The organism is Streptomyces hygroscopicus (genome assembly GCF_026168105.1).
GTDB lineage: Bacteria > Actinomycetota > Actinomycetes > Streptomycetales > Streptomycetaceae > Streptomyces > Streptomyces hygroscopicus_D.
Map to the genome: position 1 here is coordinate 175,342 of NZ_LBMW01000003.1, position 19,512 is coordinate 194,853.

At 70.6% G+C, this 19,512-nt stretch carries 15 protein-coding genes and 1 pseudogene; 3 read left to right on the plus strand and 13 right to left on the minus strand.

Translation table 11 applies throughout. The annotated features are described in order from the left end of the window. Positions 1-42: 42 nt before the first annotated feature. From AAW14_RS04730 to AAW14_RS04770, 9 genes are all read right to left on the minus strand, one after another. On the minus strand, positions 43-939 hold the full coding sequence (locus tag AAW14_RS04730) for an endo alpha-1,4 polygalactosaminidase (protein ID WP_265560201.1): 897 nt from the start codon (positions 937-939) through the stop codon (positions 43-45). Continuing rightward, complete coding sequence (locus AAW14_RS04735; protein ID WP_265560202.1) at positions 936-1,598, minus strand: spherulation-specific family 4 protein; 663 nt, start codon at positions 1,596-1,598, stop codon at positions 936-938. The genes AAW14_RS04730 and AAW14_RS04735 overlap by 4 nt, the downstream gene beginning before the upstream one ends. Continuing rightward, complete coding sequence (locus AAW14_RS04740; RefSeq protein WP_265560203.1) at positions 1,595-2,518, minus strand: NAD-dependent epimerase/dehydratase family protein; 924 nt, start codon at positions 2,516-2,518, stop codon at positions 1,595-1,597. Before AAW14_RS04740 ends, AAW14_RS04735 begins: the two co-directional genes overlap by 4 nt. A gap of 7 nt (positions 2,519-2,525) precedes the next feature. Beyond that, complete coding sequence (locus AAW14_RS04745; protein WP_265560204.1) at positions 2,526-3,239, minus strand: nucleotidyltransferase family protein; 714 nt, start codon at positions 3,237-3,239, stop codon at positions 2,526-2,528. A gap of 31 nt (positions 3,240-3,270) precedes the next feature. Continuing rightward, the gene (locus tag AAW14_RS04750) at positions 3,271-4,272 is read right to left on the minus strand and encodes a GDP-mannose 4,6-dehydratase (protein ID WP_265560205.1); all 1,002 of its coding nucleotides are present in this window, start codon (positions 4,270-4,272) and stop codon (positions 3,271-3,273) included. Between the two features lie 159 nt (positions 4,273-4,431). Next, complete coding sequence (locus AAW14_RS04755) at positions 4,432-5,838, minus strand: hypothetical protein (protein ID WP_265560206.1); 1,407 nt, start codon at positions 5,836-5,838, stop codon at positions 4,432-4,434. After that, positions 5,835-7,493, minus strand: coding sequence for a GT4 family glycosyltransferase PelF (gene pelF / locus AAW14_RS04760; RefSeq protein ID WP_265560207.1), 1,659 nt, complete (start codon positions 7,491-7,493; stop codon positions 5,835-5,837). Before pelF ends, AAW14_RS04755 begins: the two co-directional genes overlap by 4 nt. Before the next feature lie 85 nt (positions 7,494-7,578). Beyond that, positions 7,579-9,711, minus strand: a complete 2,133-nt coding sequence (locus tag AAW14_RS04765) for a hypothetical protein (RefSeq protein WP_265560208.1) — start codon at positions 9,709-9,711, stop codon at positions 7,579-7,581. A 398-nt stretch (positions 9,712-10,109) separates the two neighbouring features. Continuing rightward, positions 10,110-10,637 carry a hypothetical protein gene (locus tag AAW14_RS04770; protein ID WP_265560209.1) on the minus strand — a complete coding sequence of 176 codons (528 nt, stop codon included), beginning with the start codon at positions 10,635-10,637 and terminating at the stop codon, positions 10,110-10,112. Between the two features lie 466 nt (positions 10,638-11,103). Here AAW14_RS04770 and AAW14_RS04775 point away from each other — a divergent pair, with 466 nt between their 5' ends. Next, positions 11,104-11,892: an SAM-dependent methyltransferase gene (locus AAW14_RS04775; RefSeq protein ID WP_265560210.1), complete on the plus strand. Its 789-nt coding sequence runs from the start codon at positions 11,104-11,106 to the stop codon at positions 11,890-11,892. Positions 11,893-12,100: 208 nt separating this feature from the next. On the opposite strand, the gene AAW14_RS04780 is transcribed toward AAW14_RS04775, so the two are convergent. Both AAW14_RS04780 and AAW14_RS04785 read right to left on the minus strand, forming a co-directional pair. Continuing rightward, positions 12,101-12,670 carry a carbonic anhydrase gene (locus AAW14_RS04780; RefSeq protein ID WP_265560211.1) on the minus strand — a complete coding sequence of 190 codons (570 nt, stop codon included), beginning with the start codon at positions 12,668-12,670 and terminating at the stop codon, positions 12,101-12,103. 470 nt (positions 12,671-13,140) lie between these two features. Beyond that, positions 13,141-13,284, minus strand: a complete 144-nt coding sequence (locus AAW14_RS04785; RefSeq protein WP_265560212.1) for a hypothetical protein — start codon at positions 13,282-13,284, stop codon at positions 13,141-13,143. A 250-nt stretch (positions 13,285-13,534) separates the two neighbouring features. Between AAW14_RS04785 and AAW14_RS04790 the strand changes: the two genes are divergently transcribed. Further along, the gene (locus tag AAW14_RS04790) at positions 13,535-13,888 is read left to right on the plus strand and encodes a hypothetical protein (RefSeq protein ID WP_265560213.1); all 354 of its coding nucleotides are present in this window, start codon (positions 13,535-13,537) and stop codon (positions 13,886-13,888) included. Between the two features lie 212 nt (positions 13,889-14,100). Here the strand turns inward: AAW14_RS04790 and AAW14_RS04795 are convergent. Together AAW14_RS04795 and AAW14_RS04805 are read right to left on the minus strand one after the other, a co-directional pair. Beyond that, a pseudogene (locus tag AAW14_RS04795) lies at positions 14,101-16,376 on the minus strand (isochorismatase family protein). A 455-nt stretch (positions 16,377-16,831) separates the two neighbouring features. Then, positions 16,832-17,992, minus strand: a complete 1,161-nt coding sequence (locus AAW14_RS04805; RefSeq protein ID WP_265560215.1) for a PucR family transcriptional regulator — start codon at positions 17,990-17,992, stop codon at positions 16,832-16,834. A gap of 66 nt (positions 17,993-18,058) precedes the next feature. Between AAW14_RS04805 and AAW14_RS04810 the strand changes: the two genes are divergently transcribed. Next, complete coding sequence (locus AAW14_RS04810; protein ID WP_265560217.1) at positions 18,059-19,324, plus strand: alkyl sulfatase dimerization domain-containing protein; 1,266 nt, start codon at positions 18,059-18,061, stop codon at positions 19,322-19,324. Positions 19,325-19,512 lie beyond the last annotated feature (188 nt).

Genomic DNA, 19,512 nt, shown 5'->3' on the forward strand with positions numbered 1-19,512 from the left:
CGTCGGGGGAGAGGCGACCGCTCGCGCCAGGATCACGGCAGGTCAACACGCCTTGCGCCACACACCGAGTTCCGGCTTCTTCAGCATCGACGACAGCCTCAGCTTGCGTGACGTTGGACAGAAGTTGCTGGTCGGCTCCGTGTATTCCACGTGGAAGACCGCCTTGTCGGCAGCGATGAAGGGAGTGAGCTTCGTGCACTCGTCGTACTCCGCGCACTGCTCGTTGACGGCGAAGTCGAAGTCGCCCAGGAGCTGCGGGATTTGTGGCAGGTCGTTCTTCAGGCCGACGGACAGACCGCGCGCGTGTGCGATGTCCGCGATCATGCGGTTGTACCTGACCTGGTCACGTGCGGTGAGCGGGAAGCCGGTGTGGTTGCCGTAGCCTTCCACCAGGTCGGGCTCCACCGCGTCGAAGCCCTTGTCCCGGCACATGTCGAACCGTCGCTCCATGAGCGGCCGGAGTACGGAGATCCGGCGGATGTCGAGCCAGCGCTCGCCCTGCCACCCGTTGGGTGCGCCGAGTACCGAGCGCGGGAACCTGTCCTTGTCGGGGCGGAAGTCCTCCCAGGAACCCACGTTGATGTAGCAGATCACCTTGCGGCGGGCTCTGTGCAGACCGGCGACGTCCGACGCGGTGTTCTCGAAGCCGTCGATGTCGTAGACGGGCACGTCGGCCGAGGGGTCTACCTTTCCCTCGAGCTGCCACTGCCAGGCCAGACCGGGGCGGGGCTGCCACCGCGGGTGGGGCCGGGCGGACGGTCCGGCGGTGGGCGGGCGCGTCGCACCGGGGCCGACGGTCTGAGCCGGGCCCGGTGCTGTCCCGTGCGGGCGGGACGGCCCGTCCTCGCCGCCTCCCGGGTCCGCGCCGGAGCACGCGGTCAGCGTTGCGGCCGCCAGGGCGGCCAGGAGAGTCGCGCAGCCCAGTGTCCTGCTTCTCATCGCTCCGTCCCGGTCAGTGCGGGGGTCAGTTGGGCCCAGGGGTTGGGAGGTTTCCCCGTCACGGGTCCGCAGACCGCCGCACCGCGCTCGCGTGCCGTGCGCACGGCAAGCGGTACGAGAGCCTCGGGTACCCCGTACACGAGGTGGCAGAACCGTTCGGGCGGCTGCCGCGCCGCCCAGGCCGGTCGGCTGAACGCCGACACATACGTGGACCAGTGGCCTTCGAAGGTGACCGTCAGGTCGGCCAGGCGGGCATAGCCGGGCGCGGGATGGACACCCGGGTTCAGCACCACGGTCCCGGCGCCGAGCCGACGGACGGACCGGACCAGCTTCCGGCAGGCGGGCAGCCCGTCCGACCTTGCGGTCACGCGGTCCAGGAAGCAGCCGTCGGCCGAGTACCACTCCCGGTGCCGGCGCACCTCGTCGGTGACCTCGGCCGCGTCGCGCGCACCGTAGTCCGTGTCCACGTAGCCCAGCACGCGGGCGTCGGCCGCCCGCAGGGCGTCGGCCACCGCGGCGAACGCAGGATCGGGACCCGTCCCCGGACCACTCGCCGGGTTGAGCACGACCGCGTACGTTTCCGCGGCGGACGCGATGAGACGGTGCCAGGTGCCCGGGTCCTCGGCCGGGTGGACGTACAGCGGAATCAGCAGGGTCATGGCGTGCTGTCGCCTCCCGGCTCGCGCGGTCGCGGATCCGTGGCCGCCCACAGTGCGGCCAGGGACTCGTCGAGGGTGTGGGACGGCCGCCAGCCGAGGGCATCATCGGCGGCGCTGACCGCGGAGCACTGCCACGACACCTCGGCCGAGCGGGTCGAGCCGTCCGCGTTCTCCTCGACCCGTCCCCGGAAGCCGGCCCGGCGCGCCAGTTTCCGCACCAGTTCGCGCACCGGGAACGCCTCGCCGCCACTGATGTTGAGCACAGGCGGCAGCCGCCCGGGTGCCGTAGCCGCGAGTACCGCCGCCCGGGCGACATCGCGTACGTCGACGAAGTCGCGGTACGCGGACAGGTCGCCGAGCCGCAGTACCGCCTCCGGGTCCTGCCCGGCCGCGCGCAGCAACGCCGTGATCCGGCCGGGCAGCCCGGTGGGAGGTGCTCCGGGCCCCACCGGGTTGCCCACGCGCAGGACCACGGCGTCCAGGCCGGAGGTGGTCACCGTGACCGTGCCCGCGAGTTTAGTGGCGCCGTACGGGCCGAGCGGGCGGGTGGCCGCCGATTCGGTCTCCTTCGTCCCCGGGACACCGGGGCCGTACTCGGCGGCGGAGCCGAGGTGGACCACGCGGGCCGCGGGGGCCGCCTCGCGCAGCGCGGCGCACAGGACTGCCGGGCCGCGGGCGTTGACCTCCGCGAGGGTGACGGCGTCGCCACCGGTCACACCCGCGCAGTTGACCACGGCGTCGGGCGCCGCCGACTTCAGGGTCATGGCCAGCCGCTCCGGTTCGTCGCGGGCGAGGTCGACGCCGTAGTCGGCGTCGGGACCGCGGCCGGCGCCGAGCACCTGCGTGTTCGGCACATCCCGCAGGTGCGCGGCGATGTGGCGCCCCAGATAGCCGGAGAAGCCGAGGACGAGAATACGCATGCGGGGCTCAGGCTCCCTTGAGCAGAAGCGACTTGCGTGTGGTGAACTCGGCATTGGCCCGGTCGTAGTCGTCCGGGCGGCCGATGTCCAGCCAGTATCCGTCGAACTCGTAGGCGTGCGGCGGACGCCGGGCCGAGAGCAGGTCAAGGACCAACTCGTCGAAGCCGAGCGGCAGACCGGGCGTGTAGCCGTCCAGCGTCGAACGGGACAGGCCGTAGACCCCCATGGACACCCGGTAGTCCATGCTGGGCTTCTCCGTGAAGGCGACGACCTTGCTCGCGTCGGTGGTCAGCACACCGAAGTCGATGTGGACCTTGCGGGCGTACGTGGCAATGGTCAGGGGAGCTCCCGACGTTCGGTGCCTGCGCAGGACGTCGGCGTAGTCGAGGTCCGTGAGGACATCGCCGTTCATCACCAGGAACGTCTCGGGCAGGCGCTCGCGCATGGTGAGCAGCGGGCCCATGGTGCCCAGGGGGCTCTCCTCGGTGGCGTAGTCGATGGTCATGCCCCACTGGGAACCGTCGCCGACGAAGGCGCGGATGATCTCGCCCAGGTGGCCGATGGCGATCGTGCAGCGGGTGAAGCCTGCCGTGGAGAGCTGGCGCAGCACGATCTCGAGGATGGCGTGCTGGTCGCCGATGGGCACGAGCGGCTTGGGCAGCGCCGTGGTGTAGGGCCGCAGCCGGACGCCCTTGCCTCCGGCCAGAATCACTGCGTGCATGGGCTTACTCCTTCGTGGACGCCGGACGGAGTCAGATGTTGTAGATGCCGGTTTTGTAGCGGCCCAGGTTGGCCGGGTCACGGAAGAACTCCACGGTGTGTGCCAGTCCCTGCTCCAATGTGTGGGCGGGCTGCCAGCCGGTCGCCCCGGTGAGCCGGGTCGCATCCGCGACCAGCCGCATCACCTCGGAGTTGGCGGGCCGCAGGCGCTCGGAGTCCTCACGCACGTCCAGGGCGGTGTCCATCACCTTGCCGATCAGTGCGACGAGGTCGCCGACCGAGATCTCCCCGCCCGTCCCGGCGTTGAAGGTGCGGCCCACCACCCGCTCCGCCGGTGCGGTCCCCACCGCGAGGAATGCCTGCGCGGTGTCCTTGACATAGGTGAAGTCGCGCGTGGGACGCAGATCGCCGAGGGTGATGGTGCGCCGACCGGCCGCCACCTGGCCGATGACGGTGGGGATCACCGCGCGCATCGACTGGCGCGGTCCGAAGGTGTTGAACGGCCGCAGCGTCACGACCGGGGTCTCGAAGCTCGCATGGTAGCTGTCGGCGAGCCGGTCCGCGCCCGCCTTCGAAGCAGCGTACGGCGACTGGGTGTTGATGGCGTGGTCCTCCGTGATCGGCACGGTCTGCGCGGTGCCGTACGTCTCGCTGGTGGAGGTGTGCACCAGCCGGGGCGTGCCCAGGGCGCGCACCGCCTCCAGCACGTTCAGCGTGCCGGTGACGTTGGTGTCCACGTAGCTGTGCGGTGCCTGGTACGAGTACGGGATCGCGATGAGGGCGGCCAGGTGGTAGGCGGAGTCGGCGCCTTCGAGCAGCCCGCGGACCGAGCCGGGATCGCGGACGTCGCCGAGGACGATCTCCACCTGGTCGAGGACGTCGGCGGGCAGTGTCTCCAGCCATCCGTAGGAGGAGAAGGAGTTGTACTGGGCCATGGCTCTGACCCGGTGTCCCGAGACGACGAGCGCTTCGGTGAGGTGTGAGCCGATGAAACCCTCGGCTCCGGTGACAGCGGCGAGCGGTGCGGAGGTCAACTCGACTTCCTTTCGGGTCTGTTGAGCGGTTCCTTCGGGGTGGTGCGGTCTGGCGGGGCCGACGGAGCGGGTGTCGGGCGCGGTCGTGAGTCGGGCCCCGGCCCGGACGGCCGGAGACGGCCGCCCGGAGTTGGGGTGCGGTCGGATGGTCGTACGCGGTCACATGTGCGGAGCGGGTCGGCCGAGCAGCCGCAGCACGCACACCGACAGACACAGCACGGCCGCGCCGCAGCACGGGGAGAGCACAGCCGGACCCGGCGGCAGCCGCAGCAGGGTGACCGCGCCGGCGCCACCCGCGGCCAGGAGACAGATCACGGCCGGCGGCCACGCCGCTCCGAACGCCTGGAGCAGCAGCGCGGTCCACAAGGTGGCGGCGAGCAGCAGCAATTCGGCCGGGCCGGCACCGGTGAGCGGGGCCGCGGGCAGCAGGGGCAGCAGGTAGGCCAACAGACAGAGGCCCAGGATGCCGGCCGAGCGCAGCAGGAAGGCGGCGGGTGTCGCCGTCGTGCGCAGTGCGGCGAGCGACCATCCGCGGTAGCGGTACAGCAGCCACTCGGCCGGTCCCATGCTCACGGTGAGCACGATCACCGCGTACGGGTGCCGCCGGCTCTCCAGCAGCACCAGCACCGCCGCCGCCAGACCGAACAGCGCGTAGGGAAGGGACGCGGTCAGCCGCGGCCTGGGGCCGTCGGCAACCGCCGGGGCGGCGAGGACGAGCCGCAGGGCCCTGGCCGTGGCGGCGAGCGTGGCCAGGAGTGCGAGCAGGGGCAGGCCGGCGCGCGCCAGCGTCCCGGGCTCCCACCACGGCAGCAGCGCGGCCCCTGCGATGAGCGGGGTGAGCGCGGCCAGCAGCCACCGTTCCCGGGCGAGGACCAGCAGCACGCCCGCCGCGGACAGATACGACGACTGCGCGAGTGCGACCCAGGTCACCGGACCGCCTCCGGCTGCCGGCGTCGCGACGGCCGTGGCGACGACCGCCCCCAGCGGAGCCCCCGTCAGCAGTGTGCGGCCCGCCTCCCGGCGCCCGGTGGCCATCCGTAGATGTGCGCGGTGGCCCAGCGCCTGCCCCCAGGCCCAGGAGACGATGCCTGCCACGATCAGGGCGGGAGCGTGGTCCTTGGCGTGCCACAGCGGTGCGGCGAGCAGATATGCGAGTCCAGGCAGCGCGAACAGGACTCCGCGCAGCAGACAGCGCACATGGTCCGGACGCCATGGATCCGGGGACTGCGCGGGCTCGGGGAAGGTTCGGGGCACCCGTTCGTACAGCGCCGAGGCGAGTGAGAACAGGTTGGGGTGCCCGCACCGGTGTTTGATCACATCGGCGGACAGGCCCTCCGCCTCCAGCAGCGCGGCCACCTCGTAGGGATGGACCGAAGGACCGATGCGATCGGCCAGGTCGGCGGCGAGCCGGTTGACCTCGTCGTCGTGCGGGCCGTGCTGCGGCAGGCGCAGGGCGAGTGTGCTGTCGTCGGACCGGCGCGGGCGGATCGGTCGTGTCCCCGCGAGCCGAAGCGCGAGCGTGTCCTGCTCCGTTCCGCCCGGCTCGAGGGCCATCGGGCCGCTCATATGGCCACGCTCCTCGATCGCGAGCCGACCGGGCCCGCCTCGGTGGGTGTGACCGGTGAGGCCTGGCCCGCCGCATGGGGCGTGACCGGGGAGGCCTGCGCGACCGTCCGGGGCCGGGGAACCGGCGCCTTGGCGGCGGGTGCATGTGCGGAGGTGGCGGCCGCGGGCGACGAAACGGTTCTCCCGTCGGTCCGGCCGACTGCTGTCCGTCGTGGGCGCACCGACAGTTCCAGATAGATGGAACGGAAGGTGTCGATGGTCCGGCGCAAGGTGAATTGTTCGATCACCCGAAGCCGGGCCGCCTCGCCCATCGCCCGCCGCCCCCCGGGATCACCGAGCAGGTGCAGCACGGCGGCGGCCATGGCGGCCGGGTCACGCGGTGGAACCACGAGACCGGAGTCGCCGACCGCCTCCCGCACCCCACCCACATCGGTGGACACGGTCGCCCGCCCGCAAGACATGGCCTCGATCAGCGTGAACGGGAAACCCTCGCTGATGCTCGAGAGCATCACGACGTTGCCGGCCGCGTAGGCATCCTTGATGTCCTCGACCCGGCCCTCGAACGTGACGGCGTCCGCCTGTCCGAGTTCGGCGGCCAAGGCCTCGCAGCGCTCCCGGTATGCCTCTCCGCCCCGCGGTGTTCCGCCGAACAACCGCAGCCGGGCGTCGGGCAGTTCCGCCCGGACCAGGGCGAAGGCGTGGATGAGGGTCTCGAGGTCCTTGATCGGGTCGACTCGGCCCGCCCAGCTGAGGGTGGGCACCTCGGGCTCGGGCCCGGCCGGTGGAAAGGCGGCGGGATCCACGCCGTTGTAGACCGTGCGGATCGACTCCGGGTCGGCACCGCCCTGTTCCTCCCACAGCCGGTTGTAGCGGTTGCCCGGTGTGATCAGGTCCGCCCGGCGGTAGCTCTCCTCCGCCAGCAGCCGGAAGAAGCCCAGGACGACCGCCTTCACCGGCCAGCGGTAGGGGGCGGTGCGGTACCCGAGATAGCGCTCTCGCAGATAGACGCCGTGCTCGGTCAGCAGAAGCGGAACCCCGTGCTGTTCGGCAGCGGCCAGCCCCGGCAGTACGGCGACGCCGCCGCTGACCGCGTGTGCCACCCCGCGGTCCGGTGGCGGCGCGGCCAGCGGACGAAGCGCGTGCTCCAGCAGGCCGGTGGCGGTGAGCGCGTCGTGCAGGGTCGGCCGCGCCTCGCGCACGACCAGTCCCGGACGGCTCCACACCGCGGCCAGGATGGCGACGGCCCGGTCGCTCCGCAGGAACGGGCTCAGCGCCCCGTCCGCCGCGGCCCGCGCCATCGTGTACAGGGCGGGGGCGAACCCGTCCTCGGCGCACGGATCGAGGAGCGCGGTCAGGAACCGCTCGTATGCGGCGGTGAGCCGGTTGCGAGCGCGGCCCCGCGGCGGTCGGCCCTCCGGAGGGACGCCCCACATGGGGACGGAGCGGACACCGGCGACCTGGGCGGGCAGGTCCCACACAACAGGTTCGCGACCGGTGCCGGTGACGGCGATGACGTCGAAGTCGATGTCGGGCATGCCCTGGACGAGCTGGTCGCACCAGACACTGACGCCGCCGTGACTGTGCGGGTAGGTGCCTTCGGTGAGTAGGGTGACGCGCGTTGCGCTGGGGCGTCGCGCGCCGTGGTGAACGTGCATCGATGTGCTCCACGGCCGAGGTGTGGGGTGGGCGTGCCGGCCCCGGCCGCGCGTGGGCGGCCGGGACCTACGGTCGGTGCGCCGTTCAGTGCTCCGGGCGGTAGGGGACCTGCTTGGTCACGCCCGCGGGGACGCGGGAGTGCGGGGCGGGGCGGGTCGCCGGGGCGGGTTTGACGTGGGCGGCCGCGGACGGGGCCGCGGCCGACGTCGGCAGGGTGAAGGCGAGCGGAGCGCCGGACGAGGGTGTCCAGCCGGACACCTCTCCCGCGTAGGCGGTGCCGAAGGCGGTGCCGGCCAGCTGGGTGCCGGCGGGCAGCGTTGCGGTGACCGCCACACCGGCCGGTGCCTGGAGGGTCACGGTGGTGCCGATGCGGTAGGCGGTGACGTTCCCGGCCTGCAGGGCGGCCTGCCACGCGGCGCGGCGCTGCAGTTCGGTGCCGATGTCCTTCATCCGCAGGTTCACCACGGGGGTGTTGGCCGCGAACAGGGCTCGGTAGCCGCCGAGGACGCCGTTGAGCACCGGGTAGGCGATGCGGTCCTCGGCGAGGTTGGACTGGTGGATGAAGTGCGGCTTCGGATCGTCGGACAGGACGTGGCCGAGGGCGATCCGGGTCTCCAGCGGCACAATGTAGTCGGAGTAGCCGGTGGTCGTGTTCAGCGGTGCGGGGAGGCAGGTTGTGGTGGCCGGGCTGTCCTCGCACAGACCACTGCCGCCCTGGGCGCGGCTGGTGTAGATCCAGTTGTACTCGTCGGCCTCCTCCGCCGCGTGACCGGCGTTGTAGAAGACGTTCATCGGGTAGCGGGGCACGGTCGTGGCCGCGCCCACCTGACGCGGCCCGGGGTCGCGGGAGTTGTCCGCCGCGAGCCAGGTGACCTTGTTGTCGGCGAGGGCGGGGGCCAGATTTGGGTTGTCGTCCGGCTGTTGCGGCAGCACCTTCAGGCCCGAGTGCTCTCCCGTGACCAACTCGCTGTTGTCCAGCGGCAGCCCGGCGGCCTGCCCCCAGGCCCGGTTGGTTGCGATCTCGTCGGAGATGGTGCTGCGGCTGACCCACCTGGTGCTGCCGTCGGGGGTGGTGGAGCATCTCCAGGGCACCACGGTGGTGTCCTGCTCGCAGCCGAGGAAGGCGTGGGTAAAGGTGTGGTTGACCCAGCGGAACTCGTTGCGGTCGGCGATCAGCTTGTCGGCGAGCTCGTCGACGCCGTTGTTGTCCGTGCGCTGGTCGACGCTGCCGACGCCGTTGTAGGCCAGGTCGAAGGTGAAGTGGTGACCCTTCTGCCAAGCGGTGGAGTAGTCGACGTCCGCGGGTGTCATGCGGATCGGACGGGGAGTGCCTGCGCCGTTGGTGCAGTCGATGTCGCCGGGTGTGCAGTTGAGCTGGGTGTCCCACCGGTCGTCGGCGGCGAAGACGTCGTCGACGTGTACGGCGAAGTAGCTGCGGGAGGCGCCCAGGTGCACGCCGCCGGTCATCCACTCCACGATGCCCCGGGCCAGCAGCCGGAACTGCTCCTGGTACTGGTTGTAGACGAAGGTGACAACGAGCTCGCGCCGCCCGTCGTGCCGGTACTCGCCCACCAGCGAGCCGCGCTTGGACGTACCCGGGATGGGCGCGTCGACGTACGGTGTGAAATCCGCTCCGGCGGCGGGCGTCGAAAGATAGGCGTAACTCTCGCTCACAGTAGGGGAGTTGTCCTCGAAGGGCACCACCCCGTTGAGGTATCCGAAGGGTCCGGCCTTGCCGGCGGTGGTCACATCGGCCCGGACGCCGTCGATGCTGCCGGAGTAGCCGCCCTGGACCGGGTACTGAAGACCCGCCTCCGGACGCGCGTAGGTGTACGCGTCGACCTGCGGGATCGCGTACGTCTGCTCGTATGCCGCGAGTGCCGCCATCTCGGCGGAGCCCGAGGCGAACGGGTTGTCGTCGGGCAGGACCACGGCCTGGAACTTGGCCCGCGGCCGGCCGTCCACGGTGTCGGCGAGGAACCCTGCGTCGATCGTGGGCCGGTCGGACCGGTTGAGGTCGACCTCGGTATACGGCGTTCCTGCTGCGTCCAGTTCCGCCGCGATGGCGTCGGTGGACGGGCCGCCGTCGCTCACCAGCAGGACGCGTAAGTCGATGCGGGGTGCGGTGGTGTCGGCGTGGGCCGCTCCGGTCGGCAGGGCCAGTGCGGCGATGAGCCCGCCAACTGTGAGCGCGGTGGTGCGTATGGTCCGCTTCATGCGGTGAAGTCCCCTCCCCGGGCAGGGGTGAGCACACTCCCGCGGAGCGGACGCACCCCCTTGCGCGACGTAGGCGTCCCCCTCAGAAGCCGTTCGTCGACGCATTCGTCGCGTCACATACTGATGTCCGTGTGTAGCTTTCGTGGTCGAGTTGTGAAACGTGACGGAAAAGAGCAGGTGTCCAACTGAGCGCTTTCGGGCCCTGTTCGGACCTTCCACGGCTGCCGGGGCGCACGCCCCCGGGCATGCGGGCGGCCCCGTGCGCTGGTCCGGGCCCCGAAGGGCGCACCGGCGGACCGATGGGGTCCGCCGGGCGAAGTGCCGGTGGTCCAGACCGCGGTGGGTGGCCGGTCGCGGGCCGATTCAGGTCATCTTCCACCACGGAGCCGGAGGGTCCGTCAGGCGCAGAGCACTCGCGTCACGGGCGTGTAGACCGGGCCGCCGCTGGTGTTGCTGCTGTCGCTGAACTCGGCGTAGTAGTACGAGTAGAAGCCGATGTTGCCGTTGCAGCCGGAGTCGGTGGCGATCTTCAGGGAGAGCGTGACGGTGCGGCTCTGCCCGGGCGGAATGGTGGCGCCGTAGTTGCCGCCGAGGTTGGCCGGGCCGGTGCCGGAGCAGGGGGTGGTGCCGGCCGCCGTGGCCAGGCTGCAGCCGGTGAAGCCGTACTTCAGGTCGGGGCGCTGGGTGGTCAGCCACGTCGGGTCGATCGTCTGGTGGACGAACCAGATGTCGTAGGTCTTGTTGTTGGTGATCGTCATCGACAGGTTCACCGTCCCGCCGGGGGTTGTGGTGGCGCTGTCGGTGGCGAACGTCAGTGTGACCGGTGCGGGGTCGGCCGCGCTCGCGCTGGGGGCGAGGCCGAACACGGCGAGGACGAAGGCGAGGACGGCGGTGAGGCCGAGGCGTCTCATCAGAGGTGATCGCATGGCCCGGGAGGCTAGGCATGCGGCGAGCGCATCGTCTGCCGCTCCGGGTACGCCCGGAACCCGGACCGGCCGGAAGTGTGCTCTGCGTGAAGGAGACGTGTCGAAGCTGTGACGTCGGGGGTGGGCTCGCCAAACGAGCACGACCCGGGCCTGTGCCGGAGCGTCCCGGCCGGCCGGCCGCACCCCCGGGAACCATCCCGCGTCCGCGTGGACTTTGGCGCGTACCGCATGTCCGAGGTGCCCCGGAAGGCCACCCGCGTCATGCGTCGCCGCGAAGCTTTCCGCCATCCGGCGATTTCCGGCCTTGTACCCCCCGACCCGCCGAAGAAGGCCCGGTCCAAGGAATGGGGTTGACGCCGGACCGCGGCGGCGAGCCATGTCAACTACGCGTCTCAACCGGGTACTTGATGTGCGAGACTTCAACGATCGGCAATGTTGGTGATCCACGCGCGCGATGGAGTCTTTGATGGCGACCGGCACCCCCGACCCTCGGCGGATCGACACCAGTACGGCGCATCCGGCACGGGTGTACGACTGGTTGCTGGGCGGCAAGGACAACTACCCGGTGGACGAGGCGGTGGGGAAGCGGCTGCCCGCCGAGGCGCATGACGCCGCTCGGCAGAACCGCGAGTTCATGCACCGCGCGGCCGCCTGGCTGGCCGGTCAGGGCATCGACCAGTTCCTCGACATCGGTACGGGCATTCCCACCGAGCCGAACCTGCATCAGATCGTGCAGGAGACCGTGCCGTCCGCGAGGATCGTCTACACCGACAACGACCCGATCGTGCTGCGGCACGCGGAGGCCTTGCTGATCAGCAAACCCGAAGGCATCACCGACTACATCGAGGCCGATGTGCGCCGACCGGCGGAGATCCTCGAGCACGCCCGTGGGGTCCTCGACTTCGAGCGACCCATCGCGCTCTCCTTGATCGCGCTGATGCACTTCATCCCCGACGACCACGAACCCCACGGCATCGTACGAGAACTGCTCGCCGCCCTGCCGTCGGACAGCTACCTCGTCATGTCGCACGCCGCGTCCGACATCTACCCCGAACTGGCGGCACGGGCCACCGCCGAGTATGCCAAGGCCGGCATCCATCTCGGCTTCCGTCCCCGCGCCGAGGTGGCCCGTTTCTTCGACGGCCTGGACCTGGTCGACCCGGGCCTGGTGACGGCCACGGAGTGGTTCAAGGCTCATCCGGTGCCGTCGTCGGAAGGCAGCGGCGTCTATGCCGGAGTGGCCCGCATCCCCTGACGAAGCCGCTGTTCCCAACTCACCCGTGGCGGATGGAGAACCGGGCACGACGACGGGTGGTCAGCCCCACAGTCCTGGCGCGGTACGAAGCTGCGCTGCCGTGCGGACGGTGCCCGACAACGCGCTCGCCCCGATCCCCCACCGGTTCCCCTCTGGACAACTGAGCTCCCCGCAGGCAGGAACTCGAGCGCCCACCGATTCGACCGGTTCAGGAGGGCGCGCCGGTCAGGACCTCCACTGCGCCGGTGTCGAGCGAGTAGTAGGCGCCGACCACGGCAAGCGCGCCTTTCCGCACGAGAGGGGCGAGGTCCTGATTGGAGCGCAGTTTGTTCGCGGTCAACTTGATCTGGGCACGGGTCATGGTCTCGACCGGGTCGGTGCCGCCTTCCCGTACTGCCTGCTTGTACGCCGGCTGCAGAGCCTTGGTGATCGCCTGCAGATTGCCGGGCAGCGGCTTGCCGCCACGGAGGGACTCGTACGCCGCCTTGACTGCGCCGCATCGCTGATGGCCGAGGACCACGACGAGCGGGGTGCCGCTCGTCATGGGTCCGTACTCGACGGATCCGGTGACCACCGGGCCGACTGCCTGTCCGCCCGTGCGCATCACGTAGAGGTCACCCAGCCCGGTGTCGAAGAGGAGCTCGGGCGGCACTCGGGAGTCGATGCATGAGAGGACCGCCCCGAAGGGCTCCTGTGTCTGGGCCACGAGTTGGCGCCGGTCCGGATCCCGGTCGGGGTGCTGCAGGTGTCCGCTCACCCAGCGCTTGTTGCCTTCCATCAGCCTTGCGAAGGCAGCGGAAGGCGTGGTCGGGCGCGCTGTTGGCGAGGCGCTTCTCGCCGGTGAGGCGGCGCTCGTCGATGAGCATCCCGCGAGCGCGACCGTTGCGCTCGCGAGTCCGCCGGCCAGCAGAGCTCTACGATTCGGGAGTCGTGCTGTGTCCATCGGCCGTTCCCCTCGGTGCCGTGCAGAGCCGTCCGTGTGTCTTGACCGGGGCCATTGTTCAGCGAGGCGGGGTGACGCGACCGCAGGCGCAAGCGGGCGCGGCCAAGTTTGCCACCGACGGCCCACACCGACCGACCCGGGTGGCGGCAGGGATCCTGCTGCCGGGGCGCGGCATGCGTGGCGTGTGCCCCCGTTGTGCGCCCGCGGGTAGAGATACCGGCGGATGTGCTGACATCCGCCGCCTTCACAGTGCACCGGCACCGCTCTGGGCGGTGCCCGTCTGCGGCCCAGGACTTGAAGAAGCATCAGGAGGACGAGCGGGTGGTCTGCGGGCGTCGTACCGGGTGTCCGCCCGGATCACCCGAATGCAGGCCCTCCGTCGTTACCGAGACCGTTGAGCCGGTCGAGGGAGTCGAGGCGGCGAGCCCGTCCTGGGCACCATTCGTCATCAGGTGCTCCTGGCCTGATCAGAGCAGGGTCGGGAGCGGCAACGGGCCGGCGCCCCGGGCCCTCTGCAGCATCGATGGCGCATACAAGGGACAGTTACGGATATGTCGGCGTTTTGTAACGTGAATTGGTTTGGCGATCCGGTGGCGCCGAGGGAGTCCACAGTGGCGGGTCTCGGCATCCAACCGAGAATTCGGATGGCACGTCGGCCCCCGCCAGGGTGGGCGTGCACGACCGTGAGGGGACAGCTCCATGTCTGCTTCTCGTACCACTGTCCGCCTGATCGCCACCTTCGTGGCGTCGGCCGCCCTTGTCGGGGCGGCCGCCCTGCCTGCCCTCGCCGACGGGGGCGGCCATGATCGTGACAAGGGAAGAAGCTTTTCGTACGGCTACCGTTCGCATGTCGTCGGGAGCTACCACGACCACGTAGGTGACCGTGACCGCGACCGCGATGGCGACCGCGACCGGAATCGCGGCTGGTCCGGCGACCGCGGCACCGCGCGTCTCCGCGATCACTTCGGCGGCTGGGACCGAAACCGTGGCCGGCACCACGGCTGGTTCGGCGACCGGCACTGGCATCACGACCACCACGTCGGCCGCCGCTAGCCCGCCCTGGCGGGCGTGCCCGTGATGCGGCGATTCGGCTGCACCCGGTCCACGCGCCGTCTTGCACGGCCGCAGCCGTGACACCCCGCCGGGGGCCGAAGACCGTGTAGGCGGTCTTCGGCCCCCGGCCGCTCTCGGGCCTGGGGTCGATCGTCCGTCAGCGGCCGACTTCGGACATACAGCGGAACGGCAACAGCCACTCCCACACGGGCTCAGGACGAGACCGGCTCCGGGGTTTCGGCCTCGGCCTCGGGCGCGGCCGGGTCGGCCTTGACCGACTCCAGGAGCAGCTGGGCCACGTCCACGACGCACAGGGCCTCCTTGGCGGCGCCCTCGTTGTTCTTGCCGTTGACCGAGTCGGAGAGCATCACCAGGCAGAATGGGCAGGCGGTGGAGACGATGTCGGGGTTGAGCGACAGCGCCTCGTCCACGCGCTCGGTGTTGATCCGCTTGCCGATCCGGTCCTCCATCCACATCTGCGCGCCACCGGCGCCGCAGCAGAAGCCGCGCTCCCTGTGGCGGTGCATCTCCTCGTTGCGCAGTCCCGGGACCTTCTCGATGATCTCGCGCGGCGGCGTGTAGACCTTGTTGTGGCGGCCCAGGTAGCAGGGGTCGTGGTAGGTGATCAGGCCCTCGACCGGGTTGACCGGGATCAGCTTGCTCTCGTCGATCAGGTGCTGCAGCAGCTGGGTGTGGTGGACGACCTCGAAGTGGCCGCACAGCTGCGGGTACTCGTTGGCGAGGGTGTTGAAGCAGTGCGGGCAGGTGGCCACGATCCGCTTGGTGGGAGCGTTCTCCAGCGCCGCGTTCAGGGTCTCGACGTTCCGCGCGCCGAGCATCTGGAACAGGAACTCGTTGCCGAGGCGGCGCGGGGAGTCACCGGTGCAGTTCTCCTCCTTGCCGAGGATGGCGAACTTGACGCCCGCGGTGTGCAGCAGCTCGGCGAAGGCCTTGGTGGTCTTCTTGGCCCGGTCCTCCAGGGCGCCGGCGCAGCCGACCCAGTAGAGGTACTCGACCTCGGCGGGGTCGATGTCCTCGCCGATGACGGGGACCTCGATGCCGGTCTCCTTCTTCAGCTCCTTGACCCAGTCCAGGCGGGCCTTGGTGGCCAGGCCCCAGGGGTTGCCCTTGTTCTCCAGGTTCTTGAGCATCGTCCCCGCCTCGGTCGGGAAGCTGCTCTCGATCATCACCTGGTGGCGGCGCATGTCGACGATGTGGTCGATGTGCTCGATGTCGACCGGGCACTGCTCGACGCAGGCGCCGCAGGTGGTGCAGGACCACAGCACGTCCGGGTCGATGACGCCGTTCTCTTCTGCCGTGCCGATGAGCGGGCGCTCGGCCTCGGCGGCAGCGGCGGCCGGGACGTTCGACTTGTCCTCACCGGCGAGCAGGTACGGGGCCTTGTGGTAGGCGTGCTCGCGCAGGTTCATGATCAGCAGCTTGGGCGAAAGCGGCTTGCCGGTGTTCCAGGCCGGGCACTGGGACCGGCAGCGGCCGCACTCGGTGCAGGTGGAGAAGTCGAGGATGCCCTTCCAGGAGAACTCCTCGACCTGGGAGACGCCGAAGACGGCGTCGTCGGCCGGGTCCTCGAAGTCGATCGGCTGGCCGCCCGAGTGCATCGGCAACAGTGCGCCGAGCGCGGGCGCGCCCTTGGCGTTGCGCTTGAACCAGATGTTCGGGAAGGCGAGGAAGCGGTGCCAGGCCACACCCATGTCGGTCCTGAGCGAGACGACGATCATCCAGGTGAAGGTGGTCGCGATCTTGATCATCGCGAAGAGGTAGACCAGTGTCTGCAGCGTGGCGACGCTCATCCCCTTGAACGCGGCGACCAGCGGGTATGACAGGAAGTACGCCGCCTGGTAGCCGTCCGCGCGGTGCAGTGCGCCGTCCAGGCCGGGGCATGCGCTGGTGGCTACCGTGCCGGTTCGGCCGCGGGGTGCTGGATCAGATCGTGCAGGGCCGAGATGACCTCCTGGCCCGTCGGGGTGGTGAAGTCACGTACGAGGTCGGTGGCGAGGCTGGCGACGCTGGTGATCCGGCCTCCGGCCGCCTCGATCTGGCGGAAGGCGGCCTGCTCGGTGCGCGGCGATAGTCCACCGCAGGCGTCGAGGAGTACGGAGACCTCATAGCCTGCCGCGATGGCGTCAAGTGCCGTGTGCAGTACGACGATCTCGCTGGTCACGCCGCAGATGGCGAGGTTCTTCCCGGGCTGGGCGGTGATGGCCCGGCGGGTGGCCGCATCGTCCCAGGCGCACGGTCCGCTGCGGACGAAGACGGGCGTTTGGGGGATGGATGCCTCCTCGATGACCGCGGGGCCACCCGGGCGTGGTGCCGCCGAGAGGGTGACCGGGATGTCCAGCAGCTGAGCCAGGTGGGCCAGGAAGTCCACGGATCGCCTGATGGTGGCCGGTGAAGTTGTGCCGCTGAGCTCGACGATGCCTTCCTGGAGATCGGCGAAGTGCAGCTGGACGGTGGCAGGACTGAGCATGACTGACCCTTTCGGTCATCAAACGAATCATTCAGCATGGCCGGGAACTGCTCGCAGCCTGCGGAGAGCTGGCACAGTCCGCCGACGCCGAATTCGCCGCGAACCTGACCGCGACGGAGAGGGCCGCACTCACCGGCCTGCTCGACCGGCTGGCCGCCCCCCAAGGTCTGCTGACGGAGGCCACCCACCACGAATGATCTTCCTGTGATGCCGCGCAGAGGGCGCCCGTCCCCACAGTTCGGCGCGCGCCGCCAGGCCCGCGACATCACGCGGCGAAGCTCAGCAACTTCGTGGCCGGGCCGTGCCTGGCGGTCCCGCGGCTGGGCAAGGCGCGGGACGAAGCCGCGCTCCCCGCGCGCTGAGCCACCCCCGAGCGCCCCGGCCGGTGCATCGTCGGGGTCGTTCGCCAGTGGACGCCGACCGGCCGGACCCGCTGAGCCGGCGGCAGGCACGCTTCAGCAGGGATCCCGGTCGGCCAGCCGATGCAAGGTCAGCGCGGTGCCGAAGAGCTGCACGCCGCGCGCCGTGCGTGGGTCGACGCCGGTCAGCTCGGCGACGCGAGCGAGGCGGTTGTCGACGGTGTTGGGGTGTACGTCGAGCGCCCGGGCCGTGCGACGCCGGTCGAAGTCGCAGGCGAGGAATGCGGCCACGGTCGCGGTCAGCCCGGTTTGCCGGTCCAACGGTTCGAGCAGGGCGCGCAGTTCGGTGGCGCTGTCCGGGGCTCCGGACAGGTGGTACTCGAGCAGCACGTCCCGTAGCCGATGCAGGCCGGGTTCGCCCGCCACGGCGGCGATGCGGCGCGCTCGTTCGGCCGCTGCCGGGACCTCCTCGGGGGTGGCCGCGGTGGCGGCGCCGACGATCGGCGGCACAGGCAGGCCGGTGGAGAGCCGGCCGGCCACGGCGTCGGGCGCGGTCCGGGCGGGCAGCAGGATGCAGCCGCCGTATGCGTCGGGCAGGCTGAGTGCGCGCCCTTCGGCGAGCGGGGCGAGCCGGGCGAGTACCTGGCGCAGCAGCCTGCGTGCGGTCACCGGCTCCTGGGTCCCATGTGCCCGGACGCTGAGCACGAGGTAACCGGGTTCCACGGAAAGCCCGTAGCGGCCGGCGACCTCCTCGGGCGCGTCACCGCGGATCAGCGCCCGGGCCAGCTCCCGAGCCGCCGCCTGCTGGTCGGCAAGCCCTGCGAGGTACGCCTCGATGACGTTCTCGACGGTGGCGTTGAGCGCGCTGAGCTGCATCCGGGTCAGCGACTGCAACGCCGCCTCCTCGCCGGGACGGGCCGCTGCGCCGAGCGCGTCCAGCAGCACCTCGACACCGACGTGGTATCCCCTGAGCAACTGGACCAGGGGAACGCCTTCTTCGGCGCGCTGTGCGGCGCGTTCCCGGAACACCTCGGTGTCGGTGTCCGGCAGGCCCTGCACATGGCGAAGGAAGCCACGGATCGCGTGGCGGGCTGTCGCCGCGATCTCCACATCCCGCATCTCGCCGGGCAGGAGGTCGAAACCGGGCACCTCGGCCCGCTGACGCTCCACCATCTTCCTGGCCAGCTGATTGACCTGCGGTTCGAGGCGCAAGGCCAGCCGCATCGCGTCGTCTCGCACGGCGCCGCGTTGTGACATGTCACAACTATAGGCGGCCTTCGGTGGCCTCACAGCCGGTTGTCCCGGCAGGTGGGGCACGGTGGCATGGACACCATGACCTTCTCCATCACCGACTACGCCGACCAGGTCTGGCGCGGCGCCGTCGACGACAGCATCGTGCACGCCGGGAAGGCGGGCTCCGGCGTGAGCGAAGTGGTCGACGGCGTCGGCTGGTTCCCCGGCTTCGGCAACGTCATCACCTTCCGTACGGGCGGCGAGATCATCCTGTTCGACACCGGCAACCCGTGGGCCGCGGAAACGCTCCACCAGGCCGTGCGCGCGTGGAGCCGACTCCCCGTGACGACCGCGGTCTTCTCGCACGGTCACATCGACCACGTCTTCGGCATGGGCCCGTTCGATGCGCAGGACACGCCACGGCCGACCGTGTTGGCCCACGAGAAGATCGGCGAGCGGTTCGACCGCTACTTGCTGACGGGCGGCTACAACTCGGTGATCAACCAAAGGCAGTTCCAGGCCCCCGACCTGACCTGGCCGACCGAGTACCGCAGGCCCGACCTGACGTACCGGGACGCGATGACCCTGAACCGCGGCGAGCTCACCTTCGAACTGTTCCACGTGCGGGGCGAGACCGACGACGCGACCGTCGCCTGGATCCCCGAGCACCGCATCCTGTGCCCCGGCGACATGTTCATATGGGTGACCCCCAACTGCGGCAACCCGCAGAAGGTGCAGCGCTATCCGCGGGAGTGGGCGGTCGCACTGCGCCGGATGGCCGCCCTCGGTGCGGAGATCATGCTGCCTTCGCACGGAGCACCGGTCTTCGGCGCCGACCGGATACGCCTGGCTCTCACCGAGACCGCCGAATGGCTGGAGAGCTTGGTCCAGCAGACGCTGGACGGACTCAACTCCGGTGCCCGCCTGGATGATCTGATCCATTCCGTACGTCCGCCCGCGCACCTGGCCGACCGTGTCTACCTCCAGGCCAAGTACGACGAACCTGAGTTCATCGTGCGCAACCTGTGGCGGCGCTACGCCGGCTGGTACGACGGCAACCCCGCGCACCTCAAGCCCGCTCCCGAAGCCCGGCTCGCCATCGCACTGGCGGACCTGGCAGGCGGTGCGACCGCCTTGGCGGATGCGGCCCGTCGCTGCGTCGACGCGGGCGAGCTGAGGGTCGCCGGCCACCTTGCGGAGTTCGCGGTCCAGGCCGCGCCGGGCGACGCGGCCGTGCACGCGGCGCGCGCCGAGGTCAACGAGGCCCGCGCCGAGTCCGAGTCCTCCCTGATGGCCAGAGGGATATTCACCTGGGCCGCCGCCGAGTCGCGCCGACAATGCGATGACAAGCCCTGACCCGTGGCCTCCCCGCCCCTCACCGGCGATCCCGCGCGGCAAACCGTCCAGCCAGCGGATCGTGCAGCACTGCCCGTCGTCAAGTGCCCCGGCAGGACGAGGAGATCGCCTGCCTCCAGGCCGAACGGCACTCCTGCGGCGTGACGTTCGCCGGTACCTCCGAGCCCCCGATGGCACTCGCCGTGCAC

Excerpts from the sequence above, each read along its gene's own strand:
- AAW14_RS04730 (WP_265560201.1), bottom strand. The coding sequence starts at position 939 with ATGAGAAGCAGGACACTGGGCTGCGCGACTCTCCTGGCCGCCCTGGCG.
- AAW14_RS04735 (WP_265560202.1), bottom strand. The coding sequence starts at position 1,598 with ATGACCCTGCTGATTCCGCTGTACGTCCACCCGGCCGAGGACCCGGGC.
- AAW14_RS04740 (WP_265560203.1), bottom strand. The coding sequence starts at position 2,518 with ATGCGTATTCTCGTCCTCGGCTTCTCCGGCTATCTGGGGCGCCACATC.
- AAW14_RS04745 (WP_265560204.1), bottom strand. The coding sequence starts at position 3,239 with ATGCACGCAGTGATTCTGGCCGGAGGCAAGGGCGTCCGGCTGCGGCCC.
- AAW14_RS04755 (WP_265560206.1), bottom strand. The coding sequence starts at position 5,838 with ATGAGCGGCCCGATGGCCCTCGAGCCGGGCGGAACGGAGCAGGACACG.
- pelF (WP_265560207.1), bottom strand. The coding sequence starts at position 7,493 with ATGCACGTTCACCACGGCGCGCGACGCCCCAGCGCAACGCGCGTCACC.
- AAW14_RS04765 (WP_265560208.1), bottom strand. The coding sequence starts at position 9,711 with ATGAAGCGGACCATACGCACCACCGCGCTCACAGTTGGCGGGCTCATC.
- AAW14_RS04770 (WP_265560209.1), bottom strand. The coding sequence starts at position 10,637 with ATGCGATCACCTCTGATGAGACGCCTCGGCCTCACCGCCGTCCTCGCC.
- AAW14_RS04775 (WP_265560210.1), top strand. The coding sequence starts at position 11,104 with ATGGCGACCGGCACCCCCGACCCTCGGCGGATCGACACCAGTACGGCG.
- AAW14_RS04780 (WP_265560211.1), bottom strand. The coding sequence starts at position 12,670 with ATGGAAGGCAACAAGCGCTGGGTGAGCGGACACCTGCAGCACCCCGAC.
- AAW14_RS04785 (WP_265560212.1), bottom strand. The coding sequence starts at position 13,284 with ATGACGAATGGTGCCCAGGACGGGCTCGCCGCCTCGACTCCCTCGACC.
- AAW14_RS04790 (WP_265560213.1), top strand. The coding sequence starts at position 13,535 with ATGTCTGCTTCTCGTACCACTGTCCGCCTGATCGCCACCTTCGTGGCG.
- AAW14_RS04805 (WP_265560215.1), bottom strand. The coding sequence starts at position 17,992 with ATGTCACAACGCGGCGCCGTGCGAGACGACGCGATGCGGCTGGCCTTG.
- AAW14_RS04810 (WP_265560217.1), top strand. The coding sequence starts at position 18,059 with ATGGACACCATGACCTTCTCCATCACCGACTACGCCGACCAGGTCTGG.